At 57.2% G+C, this 18015-nt stretch carries 21 protein-coding genes; 2 read left to right on the top strand and 19 right to left on the bottom strand.

All coding sequences use genetic code 11. From position 1 onward, the window contains the following. The first annotated feature begins 48 nt into the window (after positions 1-48). The gene (locus tag IPM21_06375; GenBank protein ID MBK9163533.1) at positions 49-1791 is read left to right on the top strand and encodes an FHA domain-containing protein; all 1743 of its coding nucleotides are present in this window, start codon (positions 49-51) and stop codon (positions 1789-1791) included. Positions 1792-1857: 66 nt separating this feature from the next. Next, positions 1858-2931, top strand: a complete 1074-nt coding sequence (locus IPM21_06370) for a rod shape-determining protein (protein ID MBK9163532.1) — start codon at positions 1858-1860, stop codon at positions 2929-2931. Positions 2932-2974: 43 nt separating this feature from the next. Here the strand turns inward: IPM21_06370 and IPM21_06365 are convergent, their stop codons facing one another. The 19 genes from IPM21_06365 to IPM21_06275 all read right to left on the bottom strand — a co-directional run bounded on the left by IPM21_06365 (position 2975) and on the right by IPM21_06275 (position 17980). Further along, positions 2975-4426, bottom strand: a complete 1452-nt coding sequence (locus tag IPM21_06365) for a beta-lactamase family protein (protein MBK9163531.1) — start codon at positions 4424-4426, stop codon at positions 2975-2977. Positions 4427-4493: 67 nt separating this feature from the next. After that, positions 4494-5177, bottom strand: a complete 684-nt coding sequence (locus IPM21_06360; GenBank protein MBK9163530.1) for a ribonuclease HII — start codon at positions 5175-5177, stop codon at positions 4494-4496. A 100-nt stretch (positions 5178-5277) separates the two neighbouring features. Then, positions 5278-5646, bottom strand: a complete 369-nt coding sequence (gene rplS / locus IPM21_06355) for a 50S ribosomal protein L19 (GenBank protein ID MBK9163529.1) — start codon at positions 5644-5646, stop codon at positions 5278-5280. A 117-nt stretch (positions 5647-5763) separates the two neighbouring features. Then, entirely contained in the window at positions 5764-6471 is a 708-nt protein-coding gene (gene trmD, locus IPM21_06350) for a tRNA (guanosine(37)-N1)-methyltransferase TrmD (protein MBK9163528.1), read from the bottom strand. Further along, on the bottom strand, positions 6472-6984 hold the full coding sequence (rimM, locus tag IPM21_06345; GenBank protein ID MBK9163527.1) for a ribosome maturation factor RimM: 513 nt from the start codon (positions 6982-6984) through the stop codon (positions 6472-6474). A 19-nt stretch (positions 6985-7003) separates the two neighbouring features. Then, positions 7004-7234, bottom strand: coding sequence for a KH domain-containing protein (locus IPM21_06340; protein MBK9163526.1), 231 nt, complete (start codon positions 7232-7234; stop codon positions 7004-7006). Positions 7235-7260: 26 nt separating this feature from the next. Next, a complete protein-coding gene (gene rpsP / locus IPM21_06335) occupies positions 7261-7515 on the bottom strand; it encodes a 30S ribosomal protein S16 (GenBank protein ID MBK9163525.1) in 255 nt (84 codons plus the stop codon). A gap of 102 nt (positions 7516-7617) precedes the next feature. Then, positions 7618-9114, bottom strand: a complete 1497-nt coding sequence (ffh, locus tag IPM21_06330; GenBank protein MBK9163524.1) for a signal recognition particle protein — start codon at positions 9112-9114, stop codon at positions 7618-7620. Positions 9115-9202: 88 nt separating this feature from the next. Beyond that, the gene (locus tag IPM21_06325) at positions 9203-10174 is read right to left on the bottom strand and encodes a magnesium transporter (GenBank protein ID MBK9163523.1); all 972 of its coding nucleotides are present in this window, start codon (positions 10172-10174) and stop codon (positions 9203-9205) included. 64 nt (positions 10175-10238) lie between these two features. After that, positions 10239-11318: a glycosyltransferase family 9 protein gene (locus IPM21_06320; protein ID MBK9163522.1), complete on the bottom strand. Its 1080-nt coding sequence runs from the start codon at positions 11316-11318 to the stop codon at positions 10239-10241. 17 nt (positions 11319-11335) lie between these two features. After that, on the bottom strand, positions 11336-11512 hold the full coding sequence (locus IPM21_06315) for a Trm112 family protein (protein ID MBK9163521.1): 177 nt from the start codon (positions 11510-11512) through the stop codon (positions 11336-11338). A gap of 116 nt (positions 11513-11628) precedes the next feature. Next, on the bottom strand, positions 11629-12756 hold the full coding sequence (locus IPM21_06310) for an SPFH domain-containing protein (protein MBK9163520.1): 1128 nt from the start codon (positions 12754-12756) through the stop codon (positions 11629-11631). A 155-nt stretch (positions 12757-12911) separates the two neighbouring features. Next, entirely contained in the window at positions 12912-13403 is a 492-nt protein-coding gene (locus IPM21_06305) for a VanZ family protein (protein MBK9163519.1), read from the bottom strand. Position 13404: 1 nt separating this feature from the next. Next, entirely contained in the window at positions 13405-13665 is a 261-nt protein-coding gene (locus IPM21_06300) for a hypothetical protein (protein MBK9163518.1), read from the bottom strand. Between the two features lie 189 nt (positions 13666-13854). Further along, complete coding sequence (gene atpG, locus IPM21_06295; protein MBK9163517.1) at positions 13855-14730, bottom strand: ATP synthase F1 subunit gamma; 876 nt, start codon at positions 14728-14730, stop codon at positions 13855-13857. Positions 14731-14821: 91 nt separating this feature from the next. Further along, a complete protein-coding gene (locus tag IPM21_06290; protein ID MBK9163516.1) occupies positions 14822-16360 on the bottom strand; it encodes a F0F1 ATP synthase subunit alpha in 1539 nt (512 codons plus the stop codon). A gap of 55 nt (positions 16361-16415) precedes the next feature. Then, a complete protein-coding gene (atpH, locus tag IPM21_06285; protein ID MBK9163515.1) occupies positions 16416-16961 on the bottom strand; it encodes an ATP synthase F1 subunit delta in 546 nt (181 codons plus the stop codon). A gap of 1 nt (position 16962) precedes the next feature. Next, the gene (locus tag IPM21_06280; protein MBK9163514.1) at positions 16963-17529 is read right to left on the bottom strand and encodes an ATP synthase F0 subunit B; all 567 of its coding nucleotides are present in this window, start codon (positions 17527-17529) and stop codon (positions 16963-16965) included. A 1-nt stretch (position 17530) separates the two neighbouring features. Then, positions 17531-17980: an ATP synthase F0 subunit B gene (locus tag IPM21_06275; protein ID MBK9163513.1), complete on the bottom strand. Its 450-nt coding sequence runs from the start codon at positions 17978-17980 to the stop codon at positions 17531-17533. Between the last annotated feature and the right edge of the window lie 35 nt (positions 17981-18015).

The raw sequence follows: 18015 nt of genomic DNA, 5'->3' as shown, positions 1-18015 counted from the left end.
CCGCCCGCATTTAACATTTGCCGGTTAATCTTTACAATTACAACAGACGTGGCTGCATACTTAAAGATAACAGAACCTACCGGCGACATTCGCGAGTTTCCCCTCGTGTCCGGCGCCGTTGCTACCATCGGCAGGTCAAAGGACAACGACATTGTGCTTAATGACCGCCGCGTTTCTCGCAAACACGCCCAGATCGTGGGCGAGGGCGACCGCTTCAAGCTGGTTGATGGTTACATCGATAATGGCCAATTGACGCGTAGTGTCAATCACGTTTTCGTCAATGGCTCGCCGATGCTTGAGAAGATACTCGAGCCTGGCGATTCGGTAATGATCGGCGAATCGCGGCTCGTCTTTGACGACACGGCCGCCGAAGTATCGATACAACGTCCCCCGATGTCCGCCGGTTCGGTCCAGGTCAACCGAAGCGTCAACCTAAGTGCTGTTCAAAACGCCCCGACGGTCGCAGATGTGCCCGGCGGCGTGGCGTTCGGCGATGAACCGCTCGGGCAGACACAGCTTCTCATCTCGGCAAAGGAGATCATCGGCCGACAATCGCACCTCTCAATGGAAAGTGCCGTGGCGACGCCTGATGAGATAAAGGACCTTCGCCGCAAGGCCAAGATGCTGGAGCTTCTTTATGAGATGAGCAAGACGCTCGGCAGCGTTTTTGACCTCTCAGACGTTTTCGAAAAGGCGACCGATCTGATCTTTCGCGGAACGCCGGCCGACCGCGTCGTTGCCCTCCTTGCCGATGAAACGCTCGATGGCCGCATTCTCGATTTCAGCCTCAACCCCGTCGCCGTTCAAACCCGCGACGAAAAGATCGCGAAGCTGACCGAGAATATGACCATCAGCCGGACCATCACGCAAAAAGTGATGAACGACCGCGTTGCTCTTCTCTCGCAGGACGCCCGTGCCGATGAGCAATTTTCCGGGGCGGAGTCCATCGTCTCGCAGGGCGTCCGTTCGACCATCTGCGCTCCGCTGATAACGGAAAACAACGTCCACGGCGTGATCTACGCCGACCGGCTCGATCCCTTTGCCGCCTTTACCAAAGATCACCTCGAGATGATCGGAGCCGTCGCCGCGCAGGCCGCCCTCACGGTTGAGACCGTAAAGGCACACAACCGGCTTGCCCGCGAAGAGGTCGCCCGGGCAAACTACAGCCGCTTCATGCCGGAGTACGTCGTTAAGCAGCTTCTTGATAATCCGTCGTCTTTTCGCCTGGGCGGCGTTAACCAGCAGATCACCGTGCTCTTTGCCGATATCCGCGGCTTTACGGCCATCTCTGAGAAAGAAAATCCGGAGAAGATCGTCTCGTTGCTGAACAGCTATTTCTCGGCGATGACCGAGATCATCTTCGAGCACGGCGGAACGCTCGATAAATACATCGGCGATGGCCTGATGGCCCTTTTTGGTGCTCCGAATGTTTCCGAAGAAGACGCTCTCAATGCAGTAAAAGCGGCGGTCAAGATGCAAAAACGCATCCGCACGCTTAACGACGAGCTCCGCCATGAGGGACTCAGCGAGATCTCGGTAGGCATCGGCCTCCACACCGGCGTCGCGACGGTCGGCTATATCGGCTCGGAAAAAAGATCGGAATACACGGCGATCGGCGATACCGTAAACCTCGCCGCCCGGCTCCAGGACATCGCCAAAGGCGGTCAGATAATTATGACCGAAGCGTCCCATGAAGCGAGCGGCGGAAGAATTCCGGTAAACGTTTTGGACCCGCTTACCGTCAAAAACCGCGTCGAGCCCGTAAAGGTGCTCGAGGTCCGCTGGGCGTAGCGGGCCGCAAGATTTCTCTTTACGTCCCGGCCATATTACCCGTATAATCTTTCAAACGCCGCAAGTATGCTCAAGATCTCGTCACTCAAAAAGCTCGTGACCGATTCGATGGCTATCGACCTCGGAACGGCAAGCACGATCATCGCCGTCAAGGATCGCGGTGTCGTGCTCGATGAGCCGTCGCTTGTTGCGATAAACGAGTTGACCGAAGAGATCGTCGCCTTTGGCCAGGAGGCCGCAGATATGTCCGGCCGCGAAGGTCGCGATATTGTGGTCCGGGCTCCGCTCATCGGCGGCGTTGTCGCGGACTTTGAACGCACCAAAAAAATGCTCGCCCATTTTGTCCGAAAGGGAAAATCGGGCGGCTCAAATCTTGCCATTCAGGCGGTAATGAGCATGGTCTCCGACGTTACCCACGTCGAACAGCGGGCGCTTCTTAATGCCGCCGGCGAGGCGGGCATCGGCAAGGTCTTTATGATGGAAGAGGGCCTTGCAGCGGCATTTGGCGTTGGCGTTCTGCCGAGCGATAAACGTGCCTCGGCGATCATCGACTACGGGGCCGGCTCGACCAATATCGCGATCGTCGCAAAAGGCTCGGTCGTCACCTCGACCAGCGAACGCCACGGCAGCTTTGAGATAAATGAAGCCATCGCCACGCACCTTCGCCGCCACCGCGGCATACAGGTCGGCGACGAAACGACCGAGATGCTCAAGACCTCGTTCGTTACGACGTTTCTTCCCGAAGACATCTCCAAGACCATTGACGTTCGCGGCCGTGATGTGCAGACCGGAAGCCCGGCGGCCGTTGAGGTGACGATCGGCGAGCTTTACCCGGTGGTCGAAGGCGTCGTCCGTCGCATCGCACAACTCATCAAAGACACGCTTACCGAGCTCCGGCCCGAGGTCGCGGCAGACATCTACGACCGCGGCGTGATCATGACCGGCGGCGGCTCGCTGCTCGATGGGCTCGACCAGTATCTCCGCTCCTATATCAACCTGCCCGTAACGGTCGCCGATGAACCGCGGTACGCGACCGTCAAAGGCCTCGTCAAGATGTTCGAAGACCAAGAACTCCTCGAGCGCGTCAAGGCCAACGAGATGAACGTCCTCCGCGACGCCGAGATCCCGTTCGAAGCGTGATCTATTCAAAAAGGGGCGAAAGGGATCGGATCCGCCCGCCGTTTCATTTCACCTTTTCCATCGCCACGATCAGGTCCTCGGCAAGCCGCCAGACCGGCCCCGAACTTCCGCCGTAATTCGACATCACGATCACCGTCCAACCGCTCGCAAGGTGCATCCGCAGGTCGGAACTGATCCCTTCAAAGCCGCCGCTGTGTCCGGTCGGGCCGCCGTCCACGACGGCAAAGAATCCGTACCCGTAACGCGGCGAGTTGACCTCAGGCTTCGGAGTGGTCAAAAGCCGAAACGTCTCCGCCGAAACCAGCTTCCCGCTTCTCAGAGCCTTATCGAACCGGAGCAGATCCTCAACGGTCGAGTAGCCGCCGCCCTGCGGCCCGCCGCGCATTACGTGTGAAAAGATATTGTTGCTCCACGTAACGCCTTCATCGGTGAACTGCTTCTGGTAGCCGATGGCGAGGTTCTTGTTGATGCGGTCGAGCTCGTACGTATCTGAGTTCATCATTCCCGCCGGTTTGTAAATGTTCTCGCGAACATAGTCGAAATAGCTTTGTCCGCTCGCAACTTCGATCACCTTTCCGAGCACAAGCATTCCGGTGTTGCTGTACTGCCAGCGGCTGCCGGGCTCAAAACTTACGTCCTTTTCGTCCTCGCGGGCAAGGGCCATCATGTCATCGACCGTACGCAGATTTGCCCGCGACTTGTCCCAAAACCGCGGCGAAAAGTATCCGCCGAGGCCCGAGGTATGTGTCAAAAGATGCTTGATGGTGATCTTCTTCGCCGCCTCCGCGTTCGGGAAATCGGGAATGAATTTTGAAAGCGGGTCGTCGTAGCTCAGTTTCCCTTTCTCGACGAGCTGTGCGATTGCGACGCCCGTGAACATCTTGTTCATCGAGCCCAGATTGAACTTGGTGTCGATCCGGTTCGGCACCGAAAAGTCCTTGTTCGCCTCACCGAAAGCGGCCTTATACACGGCCTCGCCGTTCTTTGCGATCAGCACCGTTCCGGAGAACGCATCCGCCGCGGCGAGCTTCTTTACTGCAGCGTCAAGCCGCGACGCGAGCTCGGCCTCATTCGCCGGAGCCTTAATGGCCGGGGCACCCGATGGAGGCCGAAGCCCAATGCCGGTCACCTTATGCGGGGCATTCTCTTCGACCGAGACCCACAGAGCCTCGTAGAGCCCCGTCAGTTCGGACTGAACGATGTACGTCGCCTCCGCCGGCTTTTCATCCTGGACCTTGATCAGCTTCAGCCCGCGGGTTTGGTCATGTACCCGTGAGAAAAAGCCGAGATGCTGTTCCATCGGCCGCTTTAGCATCGCTTCGGCAAAGTTTTCCTGAACGTAGCGGCGGACCGCGGCCCGGTCGCCCGAACTTAAAATGCCTGCGATCTCCTTAGCCCTGCGGACTGCGGCTGACTCCGCCTGCCCGACCGCCATTGCTGCAAATGCCGAGACGAGCCCGGCAACTATCAATAACTTAGAAAATAATGACCTCATAAATATTCCTCCAGTTCTCTCGGAACTGACCAGAATACGACTTCGGTCATTTGAAAGTTTCGACTTTTTAGGCCACACCTTTGAATGACAGTCGGTGGTAAGGACACGGGCCGTGCTCGCGAATTGCGGCAAAATGCGAGGCGGCGCCGTAGCCCTTATGGCCACCGAAGCCGTATTGCGGGAATTCGAGGTCAAGCTCTTTCATCAAATTGTCGCGGTAGGTCTTTGCGATTACGGACGCCGCCGCGATCGAATAGGAGACGGAGTCGCCCTTGATCAGCGCCTTCTGCGGAAGGCGGACGGTGCGAAGCTGCAAGGCATCTATTAACAGATAGTCGGCGGCCGGCTCGAGTGCCTCGACCGCCAGCGTCATCGCCTTTTTGGTCGCCTCGAGTATGTTGATCCGGTCGATCTCGTCTGCCTCGACCGCTCCGATGGCAAAGGCGACGGCACTCTCGCGAAGCTCCGCAGCGATCGCCTCGCGGCGCTTCTTGGTCAGTTTTTTTGAATCGTTAAGCCCGGCGGGAACCGGCTTCGCAAGGTCAAGAATGCACGCCGCCGCAACGACCGGACCGGCGAGACATCCGCGGCCGACTTCGTCAACCCCGGCGATCATCCGATAGCCCTCCTCGCGAGCCAGGTCCTCAAAATCAAAACCGATCTGCCACTCGAACCGCTCGGCCTGAAGCTTGAATCCATCCACACGTGCATTATAGGCAGTCGCGGTTTGAAACGCGACCTTGCGGAACATGTGACCTTGGAGTTCTTGACGCGCTATAAAAGGGCGGCACGAGCTTGCTGGTGCAAACTCGCGACGCCCTATTGGTTAAATAGGCTTATACGGACGCTGACTACTTAGCGGCCTTGGCTTTGTTCCGCGTATCCTTTTCTTTGATACGGGCGGCCTTGCCGCGGAGTTCACGCAGATAGTAGAGTTTTGCCCGACGGACGCGGCCGCGGCGGACGACGTCGATGTGATCGACGACCGTCGCGTGGAGCGGGAAGATACGCTCGACCCCGACGCCGAAGCTGACCTTACGGACCGTAACGGTCTCGCGGGCACCGCCGTGCTTGCGGGCAATTACAACGCCCTCAAAGATCTGGATACGCTCTTTGTTGCCTTCCTTGATGCGGACGTGCACCTTTACGGTGTCGCCGGACTGAAAGGCCGGGATGTTGTCCCGGAGCTGCGTTTGTTCTATAGCGTCTAGTCTGTTCATATCGTTTCGGCAAGAGGTCAGTAGTAGTTGTTGAGTTTCAGAGTTATTGAGTTTCGGAGTTACGGATCAATCCTCTGTAACTCTGCAACTCACTAACTCTCCAACTAACGACTGACGTTAACCATTTTCTCCTTCTAAAAGATCGGGACGAACTTTCTTCGTCTTTTGCATCGCCATTTCGCGACGCCATTTTTCTATCTCGGCGTGGTCGCCGCTTAATAAAACTTCCGGGACCTTCATTCCCCTAAACTCCGCCGGCCGCGTGTAGTGCGGGCAATCAAGCAGCCCGTTTGAGAACGAATCGTTCTCTGCCGAGGTCTCGCTTCCAAGTGCTTCAGGAAGCAGCCTGACGATCGCATCGGTCAGCACAATGGCCGCCGGTTCACCGCCCGAGAGCACATAATCGCCGATCGATATCTCGTCGGTCACGAGAGTCTCGTTCACTCGTTCATCGACCCCTTCGTACCGGCCGCAGATCATCACGATGTGCTCGGCCTCATCAGCGAATTCATTCACCACCGCCTGCTTCAAAGGCCGCCCTTGCGGGGAGAGCATCACGACGCGTGTTGCTGCAGGATAATCGTGCCGATCCGAAGTTCCGACCAAATGTTCAATGGCCAAGAAGATCGGCTCCGGCTTCATCACCATCCCGTCTCCGCCGCCAAAGGGCCTGTCGTCGGTCATCCGGTGCTTATCGGCCGCAAATTCGCGAATATCGTGGACGTTTATCTCAACGATCCCTGCGAGCTTTGCCCGGCGAATTATTCCAAAATCAAAGACCTGTCCGAAAAACTCAGGGAAAATTGTAAGAACATCAATCTTCACCTAAAACTCCAATAAGCCTTCCGGCGGATCAACGACGATCCTCTTATTCTCAATATCGACCTCAACGCAGATCGCCTCGGCGAATGGCACGAGAAACTCTTTCTCGCCGCCGCGGATGACCAAGATCTCTGTCCCGCCCGTCCGCATCACCTCCGCAACCGTGCCGAGCTCCAGACCCGCGAGCGTCGAACCGCGGCAGCCCTCGAGTTCCCAGTCAAAGTATTCGTCCGGCTCAAGCTCGACCGCATCTGCCTCATCAATGCAGATCTCAGCGTTGCGAAGCTGCTCGGCGTCCTCGACCGTATCGATGCCCGCAAATTTCAGCATCACCCGGTGCTGGTGAAAACGGAACTTCTCGATCTTTAGCTCCGCTCGGCTCGCATCTGCGAGCTTTGCGATAACGCTTTCAAGCTCCGCGAACCGCTCGGGGAAATCCGTCAGGATGTCGGCCGTCACTTCGCCGCGGATGCCATGCGGCCGGGCGACCTTTGCTATCGTGACCAGATCGCTCATCTGATCTGTCCCCTCAGCCTCAATCTTCGAGCAGGTCAAGCTGATAGCGCTTGCCGTGCTTCTGGCCGGCGATGAAAAGCAGGCTGCGGATGGCCTTGATCGTGCGGCCTTCGCGGCCGATCACGCGCCCATAATCATCAGGCGCGACCCGCACTGCGAGCCGTACGGTCTTGCCCGGGGTCTCTTCGACCTCGACCGCATCGGCGTTGCCGACCAATGCTTTCACGATCTTTTCAACAGCTTCTTTCATCACACTCCCATGACTTCCAAGACTTCCTAGACTGTCTCGACTGTTTCCGCGGGGTTGTGCTTGATCAGGCTCGCGACCGTTTCGGTCGGCTGTGCTCCGACTCCGATCCAATACTGGATGCGGTCGTGCTTGAGGCTGACCACGGCCGGGTTCAACATCGGGTTATAGGTGCCGAGGTTTTCGATGTATGCACCGTCCCGCTTTGAACGCTTTTCCTTGACCACAACGCGATAAAACGGCTTGCCCTTCGCGCCCATTCTCATCAAACTAATTGCTAACATATCTTCCTTTTTCCTGACTTCTTTCTAATTCATCCTATGTAGAAAAGTGGCCCAATTTACCTTCTGATTCTCGACACTCGCCACTTGTCACTCGTCACTGAACTACTTCCTCTTCTTATGTCTCTTCTTCTTCTTTACCGAACGTGCCGGCGTTTCCGGCCCGTCGTCATCCATTCCGGAGCCGAGCATTCCGCCCAAACCGCCAAGTCCGCCCATGCCGCCCGAGCCGAGCATTCCGCCCAAGCCCCCCGAAAGCCCGCCGAGCATCTTCTTTCCTAACCCGCCAAAGAGTCCGCCCTTATTCATCTGGGCCATCATCTTCCGCATCTGATCATACTGCCGGAGCAATTGATTGACCTCGGCGATCGATGAGCCTGAGCCGCCCGCGATGCGCGTTTTTCGGCTGGCGTCGATGATGCGATGGTCGTTGCGTTCGGCCTTTGTCATCGAATCGATGATCGCCTCGGTCCGCCGCATTTGCTGATCGACCTCGGCCGATTGCTCTTCTGAAAGCGAAAGCCCGCCGGTCATCTGCTCCGGGAGCATCTTCATCAGCTTTGACATCGAGCCGAGCTGCTTGAATTGCCTGAGCTGCGAGCGGAAGTCCTCCAGCGTAAACTGGTTCCGCGACATCTTCAGGAGCTGGGCCTGAGCTTCGTCTTCGTCTATCTTGCCCTGGACCTCTTCGATGAGAGTCAGGACGTCACCCATCCCGAGAATCCGCTGTGCGATGCGGTCGGGATAGAAGGGCTCGATGGCGTCGTATTTTTCGCCGACACCAACAAATTTTACCGGCTGGCCAATGACCTGGCGGATCGAAAGTGCCGCACCGCCGCGGGCATCGCCATCCATTTTGGTGAGGACGACGCCCGTAATGCCGACCCGCTCGTGAAAGGTCTGCGCCGAATTTACGGCGTCCTGGCCGGTCATCGCATCCGCGACGAAGAGCACCTCGATCGGCTTGGTCTCGGCCTTGATCTGCTCAAGCTCGGACATCAGCTCATCATCGATGTGCAGACGGCCGGCCGTATCGATCATCAGCGTGTCAAACCCAACGTCCTGCGCGTGCTTCATCGCTCCGCGGACGAGCGTCATCGGGTCTGACGTCTCTTTGTTCTCGTAAACCGGAACGCCGACGGCACCGCCGACAACGCGGAGTTGCTCGCGGGCGGCCGGGCGATAAACGTCCACCGAAACGAGAAGCGGCTTCCGCTCCTGATTGGCCGCGAGCCACTTTGAGATCTTGCCGGTCGAGGTCGTCTTACCCGAGCCCTGCAGCCCGACGATCATAACGACATTCGGGATCTGCTTGGTAAAAACGAGCCGCGACGAGGTTCCGCCCATCAAGCCGACCAGTTCGTCGTAAACTATCTTGACGACCTGCTCGTGCGGGTTGAGCCCCTGCCAGACCTCTTGCCCCTCGGCTTTGGCCCTAACAGATTCGACAAAATCCTTAGCAACCTTGTAGTTTACATCGGCCTCGAGCAGGGCCATCCGTATCTCGCGAAGGGCCGCGTCCACGTGCTCGGGCGTAAGTTTACCGAGCCCGCGAAGATCGCGCAGCGTTTTCTTGAGTTTGTCGGACAGCGACTCGAACATAAAGGCACACTTCGGCTACAAGAGTCGAAACTCATAGTCTATTTGCGCAAGATGTTAGTGTCAAGGAATTAGCGGTGATTGGTGTGTGTCATAAGATCAACGTCGCTATGTTGAAATAGAAGACCAGAGTGAGCACATCGGTAGTTGCGAGCGTTATTGGGCCAGCGGCGATCTTTGAATCTTCATGAATGGCGTGGAGCAGCGTCGGGATGCTCATGCCGATGATGCCGGCGGCGAAGACCGAGATGAGCACGCTAAGGCCAATTACGAGCGCCGCCAGCGGTTCGCCCCGCCAGGCCCATGCGATCGAGCCGACCGCCGTTCCGCAGGCAAGCCCGAGCAGGAGCGTCGCCGAGCTCTCACGCCGCAGCCAGCGGAAATATCCCTTTAGGTCCGGTGTCCCGAAGTGCAAATTCTGCAATGCCACCGTCATCGATTGAATGCTCACGCTCTCACCAAGTGCAAGCACAAGAGTGATGAAAAATGCGAGCACGATCGCCTCAGCGAGCGTCGCCTCGTAAAACCCGGTCAGCAACGCGCAGAGCGTCCCGCTCGCCATCGTCGCGAGCAGCCACGGGAAGCGGAATCGAAAGATCCCAAAGGCCGACTTTCCCTTGATCTGCTGAATGCCGAAGCCGATCATCTGAAACACGTCATCAACGTGGTGCCTCTCGGCGATACTGAGCGTTTCCTTTGTAAAAAGCCCGGCATCAACGACGCCGAGCATCCGCCCATCTTCGTCAACCACCGGAAACGCCAAAAACTTGTACTCCAAAAACATCTCGCACGCCTCAAGCACCGTGGCCGCGGCCGGCACGGAAACGATGTCCGTGCTCATAATATCGCCGAGCCGGACCGATGGCATCGAGGTGAGCAACACACGTGTAGAGAGAATGCCGCGGAGATGGTTATCGGCATCGACCACGTAAAAATAGATGATCCGCTCGCCAAGCCCCTCGAGCCTGATCAGCCGTAGCGCTCCTTCAACAGTGATCGATTCATCCAGCCGCGGAAAATCCGTCAGTGCGTAACGGCGGACCGGCTCCTGCAGGTGGCTCACATCGTTCGGGTTGATGGTGCCGTGTATATCTTCTGAAATATTGCTCAATGGAGGAGATTTTAACTCATTCGCCAAGCAAACGCTCACAGGCCGCGATCACACGCTCAGGCGGGATCGAGAGTATGCATCGCGGTTCGCCGAAGGCCTCGCAGCGGTAGCCGGGACAAGGTTGGCAAGCAAATTCCTCAAAGACGAGCTCGTTCGGTGTCGGGCCCCAGGGGCGCCAGTGGTCGCGGTTGGAAGAGCCAAATATGACGGCCGTCGGCGTTCCGACCGCCGCCGCGATGTGGGCGATGCCGCTGTCGTTTCCGACGAAGAGCTTCGCCCGCGAGGCGAGTGCCGAGATCTCCGGCAGACTTAGGTCGTCAAACCCGGTGATCGGAACTGCAGCGGCGTCGATCAGATCTCTGAGCACGTCCGATTCATTCTTCGAGGTCACCGCGACCGCCGCGATTCCCTTTTCAGCAAGATGCTCTGCCAGTCGGGCGAAGTTTTCCGTCGGCCATTGCTTTGTGAAGAAAGCAGTCGAGGGATGGAGAAGAACAAATTCGGAACGCGGAATTCGGAGTGCCGAATTCGCAAGACGTTGCTCGATCGATTCAACAGCTGCGGCGGCTATCGGCAAGCGGCTCGGCGGCCTGTCCGAGACCGGGATGCCGGCAAAACCGAGCAATGCGAGCTGCTGCTCGGCGGAATGTGTTGGCGTTCGTTGCCAAAAGTCCGCCGAGGAAGTTAGCAGTTCGGTGTAAAACTTTGCGTATTGATAGTTCGCGTAGCCGATGCGGTTCCGGGCACCGGTCGCCCGAGTGAAAAAGGTCGAGGTTGTTCCACCGTGGAGATTGAAGACGACGTCGTATCTCGTTCTTCGAAGCCGACGGGCGGTCCGCATCCGCTCAAGACCCGTGCGGCCGACGGCGATGACGTTATCGATAGCGTCAAAACCCTCGAGCAGCGGCGCGACCCAATCTTCGAGAAGAATGTCGATCTGCGCCTTGGGCAAGTGACGGCGGAGCGCATCAAGCGAGGGCGTTGCGAGCACCGTATCGCCGATCGAGCGAAGCCGGATGACGAGAACGCGATCTACTTTCTGCCAGTCAATGCTCATTCGGTAAGTGATAAATGAGAACGCCAAAGCAAATATCATCTATCAATTATCATTTTTCATTCCCCAACTGTTGCCTCGTCAACCAGCATCACCGGTATCTCATCCCGCACCGGATAGACCAGCCGGCACTCCGGATTCTGGCAGGTGATCTTGGTTTCCTCTTGGTTGATCTTCACCTCCGCCTTGCACTTTGGGCAGCGGAGAATCTCTAGCAGTTCTGGGCTTATTGGCATTTTATCGCTCCTGAAAACATCTATATCTTTGCGCAATCTCGGGGAAAAACTAAGCGTCCTCCGCGTTTAGTTTTGGGGCAAAACGCGGAGGACGAAAGAGTCTACTAAACTAAGGCCTATGCGGCCTCTGGTGTTTTGGTGCCGCACTCGGGGCAGAACTTAGCACCCGCAGCGAGCTCGGCCTGGCAGCCGGTGCACTTCGCTTTCTCTTGCGAGGAGCCGCACTCCGAACAGAACTTCGCACCCTCACGGAGATTAGCACCGCACTTGACGCAGGGCACCTGAGCTACCTCCATCTTGCCGCCGCAATCGGCACAAAACTTGGCACCCGCCGCGTTCTGCTTTCCGCAGCTCGGGCAGGCAACTCCGGCCGCCGAAGTTCCGCCGCCGCCCGGACCGCCGGGTTGATTTGCAGTGAACGCGTTTGCCATATGGCCGCCGACGGCAAATCCGGCGCCGAGTCCGGCACCGAGTCCCGCACCGCCGCCTTCATTCTGGGCCGCATCGCGCATTGCGTCCGCCGCCTGAAATTGAGCGTAGGTCTGAACGTTGCCAAGTGCACCCATCGAGGCACGCTTGTCCATCGCCGCTTCGACCTCGGGCGGAAGCGAGATGTTCTCGACGTAAAACTTGGTGACCTCAAGCCCCCAAGAATTGAAATCTTCGTTGATCTTCGCCCGGATGGCCTCGCCGATCTCTTTATACTGCGCCGCAAGGTCGAGCGCCGGAATCTTCATCTCGCCGATGGCGTCTGAAAACTCCGAAACGATCGCCCGCTTTAGCTGCCCGTCGATGTCCTCGGTCTGGAAATGGCCGTTCGTTCCGGCGATCTCGCGAATAAAGCCGGCCGGATCCGCAACCCGCAGGCTGTAAGCGCCAAACGCACGTAGCCGGACAATGCCGAAGTCAGAGTCGCGGAGCATTATCGGGTTCGAGGTGCCCCATTTCATATCCGTGAACTGCTTCGTGTTGACAAAATATACCTCGGCCTTGATCGGCGAATTGAAGCCATATTTCCAAGCGCCGAGCTTCGAAAGGATCGGCGTATTGCCGCCTTCTACCGTGTATCGGCCGGGTGTGAAGACGTCCGCCACCTGGCCTTCGAAAACAAAAACGGCCGCTTGCGATTCGCGGACGATAAGCTGGGCTCCGTTCTTGATCTCCTGCTGATAAACCGGAAATCGGTAGAGCAGCGTATCCCTTGATTCATCAAGCCATTCGATGACCTCGATGAACTGATTCATCGCGGCTTCCTTTACCTTATCAACTATGCTCATTCAGACGTCTCCTTATGATATTTCTAACGTCAGACTATGCCACAAAGTTCGATCAATTGGAAGTAATTCGGCGCTCACCGCCAATGAATGGCCGCCTGTCGCCGGTAGATAGTTTCGCCCGATCAGCCGCTGCCGATAAGTTTTTTTATGAACGGGCGGTTTAGGAGGAGATAGATGATGCCGATGGCGGCGGCTCCGCTTACGGTGTCGAGGGCGACGTCCCATATTGAGCCGGTGCGTGTGCCGCCGGAGTAGCTTTGGTTCAGTTCATCGAGCGAGGCGATAAGGAAGACCAGTCCGATGGCCGCCGCGGCCCAGCGTCGCCGGATGGCTGCCAGCGAAGTCCCCAAAAGCGCCCGGGCAGCGAGAAAGGCGAGGATCGAATAAACAAAAACATGGGCCGATTTGCGAACCAGCCCGTGGAGCGTCAGGATTGTCTCCTCGCTCGCCTCGGAGAAAAGAAACCGCAAGATCGGGCGGACGAACCGCGAGGTCTCGCTCATCGCCCCCGAATCCGACGAAAGCCAGGCGATCACCCCAAGCCAAACAAAAAGCGGCGCGTAGCGGAAAAACCGCTCGCGCCACCTGTAAGACAACTTATCCGAAAAGCTCATCCTATGGCATCGTGCTCATGATCTCGCCCATCGAGGTCGTAAAGCCATAGCCGTAAAAGACCACGCCGATGATGCCGAGGATCATCGGAACAAGCCCTTGCTTCTTGACGAAAAAGAAAATGATTCCCGCCAAGGGTTGAAAGAGCAGGTTAACGACCGCCCAGATCACCTTTTCACCCGTGCTTGCACCGGTTTGAACACTGAGTACTACGAACCAAATTATGCAGATCAACATCAACAAAGCGCCGATTCCTAGAAACATATGGTCCTCCGTTTTCTTGTCTTTTGAGTAACGAGAATGCGAAAAGCACGCCTAGCATATGCGAAAACGACCCTGATTTCAATAGCCTCTCGTTTGCGCGTCAGGTGGCAACCCGGGCTAAGGCCATTCAGAAGAGAAAAAGAAAAGCTGCCCCGAAAGACAGCTTTTCTGATGAAAATGCAAGGTGCGTTAGAGAGCCGCGGCGCCGGAGACGACCTCGATGATCTCCTTGGTGATCGCCGCCTGGCGGATGCGGTTCATATTGAGCGTTAGCGAGTCGATGAGTTCGCCGGCGTTCTTTGAGGCCGAATCCATTGCCGTCATCCGCGAGCCCTGTTCCGAGGCGACGGATTCGAGCATTGAGCGGTAGATCTGTGTCTCGACCTGCTTGGGCAGCAGCTTGCCGAAGATCTCGGCCGGCGGCTGCTCATAGATATATTCGGCCTCGCCCGCTTCTTCGCTCGCGCCTTCGGAAGCGATCTTCGGGATCGGCAAAAGCTGCTCGACGATCGGCTTTTGCGAAAGTACGGTCTTGAACTCGGTAAAGATAAGAAAGACCTTGTCGATCGTCTCGTCCTCGGTAAAGGTCTTGATCACATCCTGGCCGATCTCGGCGGCGTCGGTGTATCGCACCGTTCCCGCGCCTGTGATGCCGACGTACTCCGAGGTGAGGTCCATCTCGCGTCGCTTGAAAAAGTCGCGGCCCTTGCGGCCGACCGGCATCATCCGGATATTCTTTCCGGGGTTATCGGCGATGAATGCCTGGGCGGCCTTGATGACGTTTGCGTTGAAGGCACCGGCGAGGCCCTTGTCTGCCGTAACGAGCACGAGGAGATAATTCATGTCACCACGCTCTTCCAAGAGCGGATGCGAAAAATCATCCGAAACTCGCGCACTCAGGCTGCCGAGCACCTCAGACATCTTCTTGGCAAACGGGCGTGAGGCAATAACGCGGTCCTGTGCCCGCTTAAGCTTTGCCGCCGCCACCATCTTCATCGCCTTGGTGATCTGCTGCGTGTTTTTGACCGACTTAATTCGCCGGCGCATGTCCAAAAGACTTGCCATTTCTTTAGATTCCAGATTCCGGATTCCAGATTCCAGATTCAGACCCTAAAGTACCCCGAATCTGGAATTTGGAATTTGGAATTTCTAATTGCTATGCTGCTGCCGCTCCGGCTTCTTCCTTGCCCCAGCGGGTCGCCTTGAAGTCTTCGATCGCTTCCTTAAGCTCGGCCTTCAGAGCGTCGTCAAGGGCCTTCTTTTCCCGCAGGCCGTTCATCACACCCGGCTGCGTGTTCTTCATATAGGAATGAAGCTGGGATTCAAATTCCTTCAGGTCTTCGACCGCAACGTCGTCGGCAAAGCCGTTGGTAACGGTCCAGATGATGATCACCTGGTCCTCGACCTCCATCGGCTGATACTGGCCCTGCTTTAGGATCTCGGTCAGCCGCTTGCCGCGTTCGAGCTGCGACTGCGTCGATTTATCGAGGTCCGATCCGAACTGGGCAAAGGCCGCAAGCTCGCGGTACTGGGCGAGGTCGATGCGGAGCGTACCGGCAACCGACTTCATCGCCTTGATCTGTGCCGAACCGCCAACGCGGGAAACCGAGTTACCGACGTTGATCGCCGGCCGGACGCCCGAGTTGAAGAGGTCGGACTCAAGGAAGATCTGCCCGTCCGTGATCGAGATGACGTTGGTCGGAATATATGCCGAGATATCGCCGGCCTGTGTTTCGATGATCGGCAAGCTTGTCAGCGAACCGCCGCCGCGTTTGTCCGACATCTTTGCAGCACGCTCGAGCAGGCGTGAGTGTAGATAGAAAACGTCGCCGGGGTATGCTTCTCGGCCCGGAGGACGCCGGAGCAGAAGCGAGATCTCGCGATATGCGGCAGCCTGCTTCGAAAGATCGTCGTAGATCGTCAGAGCATGGCGGCCATTGTCGCGGAAGTATTCGCCCATCGCGCATCCCGAATAAGGAGCGAGGAACTGCATAGCTGCCGGATCCGAAGCCGAGGCGTTGACGATGATCGTGTAGTCCATCGCACCGTATTCTTCGAGCTTCTGGCGGACCTGCGCAACGGTCGAGGCCTTCTGGCCGATTGCGACGTAGATACAGATGACGTCCTTGCCCTTTTGGTTGATGATGGTGTCGATCGCAACGGCGGTCTTGCCCGTCTGGCGGTCGCCGATGATCAGCTCACGCTGTCCGCGGCCGATCGGGACCATCGCATCGATGGCCTTGAGGCCAGTTTGGAGCGGCTCTTTAACCGGCTGGCGGTCGATGATGCCGGGAGCGATACTTTCGACCGGGTAAAACTGGTCGGTCAGTATCTCTCCCTTACCGTCAATGGCGTTGCCGAGTGCATCGACCACGCGGCCGACCATTGCATCGCCGACCGGCACGCTCATGATGCGCTTGGTGCGCTTGGCTTCGTCGCCTTCTTTGATCTTCTGGAAATCGCCGAAGAGCACGCAGCCGACCTTGTCTTCCTCGAGGTTGAGTGCAAGGCCGCGGACGCCATGGTCAAACTCAAGAAGTTCGCCGGCCATTACCTTTTCAAGGCCGTAGATCTCGGCAATGCCGTCGCCGACCTTGATGACCGACCCGACCTCGTCAACCTTCATGCTTGCATCGAAATCTTCGATCTGGGCACGGATGATCTCACTGATCTCGTTAGCTTTTATCGCTTCCATATAAGTTATTTATTTCCGCCCGCCGGGCCAAGAAGCCTCGAACGCCGGAGAATGCCTACCTTTCTAAAAGTCTTTCTCTTAAAGTCGCAAGCTGGGTCTTAACCGAGCTGTCATAAACCGTGGAGCCGATCCGGGCAACGACGCCGCCGATCAGGTCCTTATCATTGCTGTATGTAAGATTAACGGTCTTGCCCGTTACCTTTTCGAGAGCCGCCTTAAGCTCGGCATTTTCGGCCGCTGAGAGGTCGTGGGCCGAGGTAACCGTCCCATGCACGATCCCGCGGCGTTCCTCGATGACCGAATCGAACTTCGTGCCGACCTGAGCAAGTTCATTGATCCTGCCGTTCCGCAATAGAACGCGGAGAAAATTCGAGGTCGTCCGCGAAGGCTTTGCCCGTGCGATCAGCTTTTCGAGCACGGCTTCCTTTTTCAGGTGTGCGATCGACGGATTGCCAAAGGCATTGCTGAGGTCGGCATTTGAGGCGATCATCGCCTCCCAGGTCCTCAATTCCGCGCGGATCGAATCGGCCTCGCCGGTCTTTTCGACCACATCGGCAAGGGCTGTCGCGTAGCGGCGTGCAACTGTTTCAACACTACTCATTTCAGTTCAACCCTCCGATCGCGGCAATTCCTTCCTTGACGAGCCGGTTGTCGGTCTCGGGCGTAACACGCTCGCGAAGTTTCTCTTCGGCGACGCGGAGGCTTTCCTCGGCGGCAAAGCGGCGAAGCTCGAGCTGGGCCACCTGATGCACACGCACAGATTCGTTCTCGGCCTGCTGCTTAAGCTTCTTGGCTTCGGCCTCGGCCTGGGCCATCAGCCTTGTCTTTTCGGCCTCGACGTCACGCGTCGCTTCGCGATTGATCTGGTCGATCTCGGCATCCGCACCGGCAAGCTTCGTCTCGACCTCGGTCAGCTTTGCGAGTGCGGCCTTCTTTGCCTCTTCGGCTTTGATCAGCTCGGCCCGGATAACCTCGCGGCGTGCCTTAAAGGCCTCAGAAAGCGGCTTCTTGAGCAGGTAAGTCAGAACGCCGACGAAGATCGCCAAGTTTACAAAACGCCAGATCTCAAAGCCCGGGAAATTGATGTACTTATCCCACCACTCGGGCGAGGCACCCGTGCCGCCGCCGCCCGCGAAAAGCAATAAACCTGTGAGTAAAAAGGAAAACATACTATCCCTTCAGGATCGTCGCGGTTATTTGTTCCGCCATCTTGTGAGCATCAAGGGCAACCGTTACCTTTGCCTCGGACCGCTCTTTATCGAGGTCGGCATGCTCCTTGTTGAGATAAGCCGACGCCTCGGCCCTCGCACTGTCGATCGCCGCTTGGCGCGCCGCAACGGCCGCTTCGCGTTCCTGCTCGATCATCTCGTAGCTCTTCGTGCGTGCCGCGAGCAGCTTCTTGTCGTATTGCTTGTTCTTTTCCTCAACGTCGCGCAGGATGTCATCGGCCTCGCCGCCGCGGCCGGCCTTCTGGCGCATGCGCTTGGCGATCACCTGATTGATCGGCTTGAAAAACGTGCGGTTGAGCGCCCATATCATCACGAGTATGAGCGCGATGTGGATGAATAGAGTGCCGTCCGGAAAAAGCTGGATCGATTGGGCAAAGGCCAGCAAAAACATATTAAATATTAAAAAGTACTGCTAAATAAAAGAGC

This window comes from Acidobacteriota bacterium, from assembly GCA_016716435.1.
GTDB lineage: Bacteria > Acidobacteriota > Blastocatellia > Pyrinomonadales > Pyrinomonadaceae > OLB17.
Note: the sequence above shows the minus strand (reverse complement) of the source record. Positions and strands in the feature narration are given on the sequence as shown.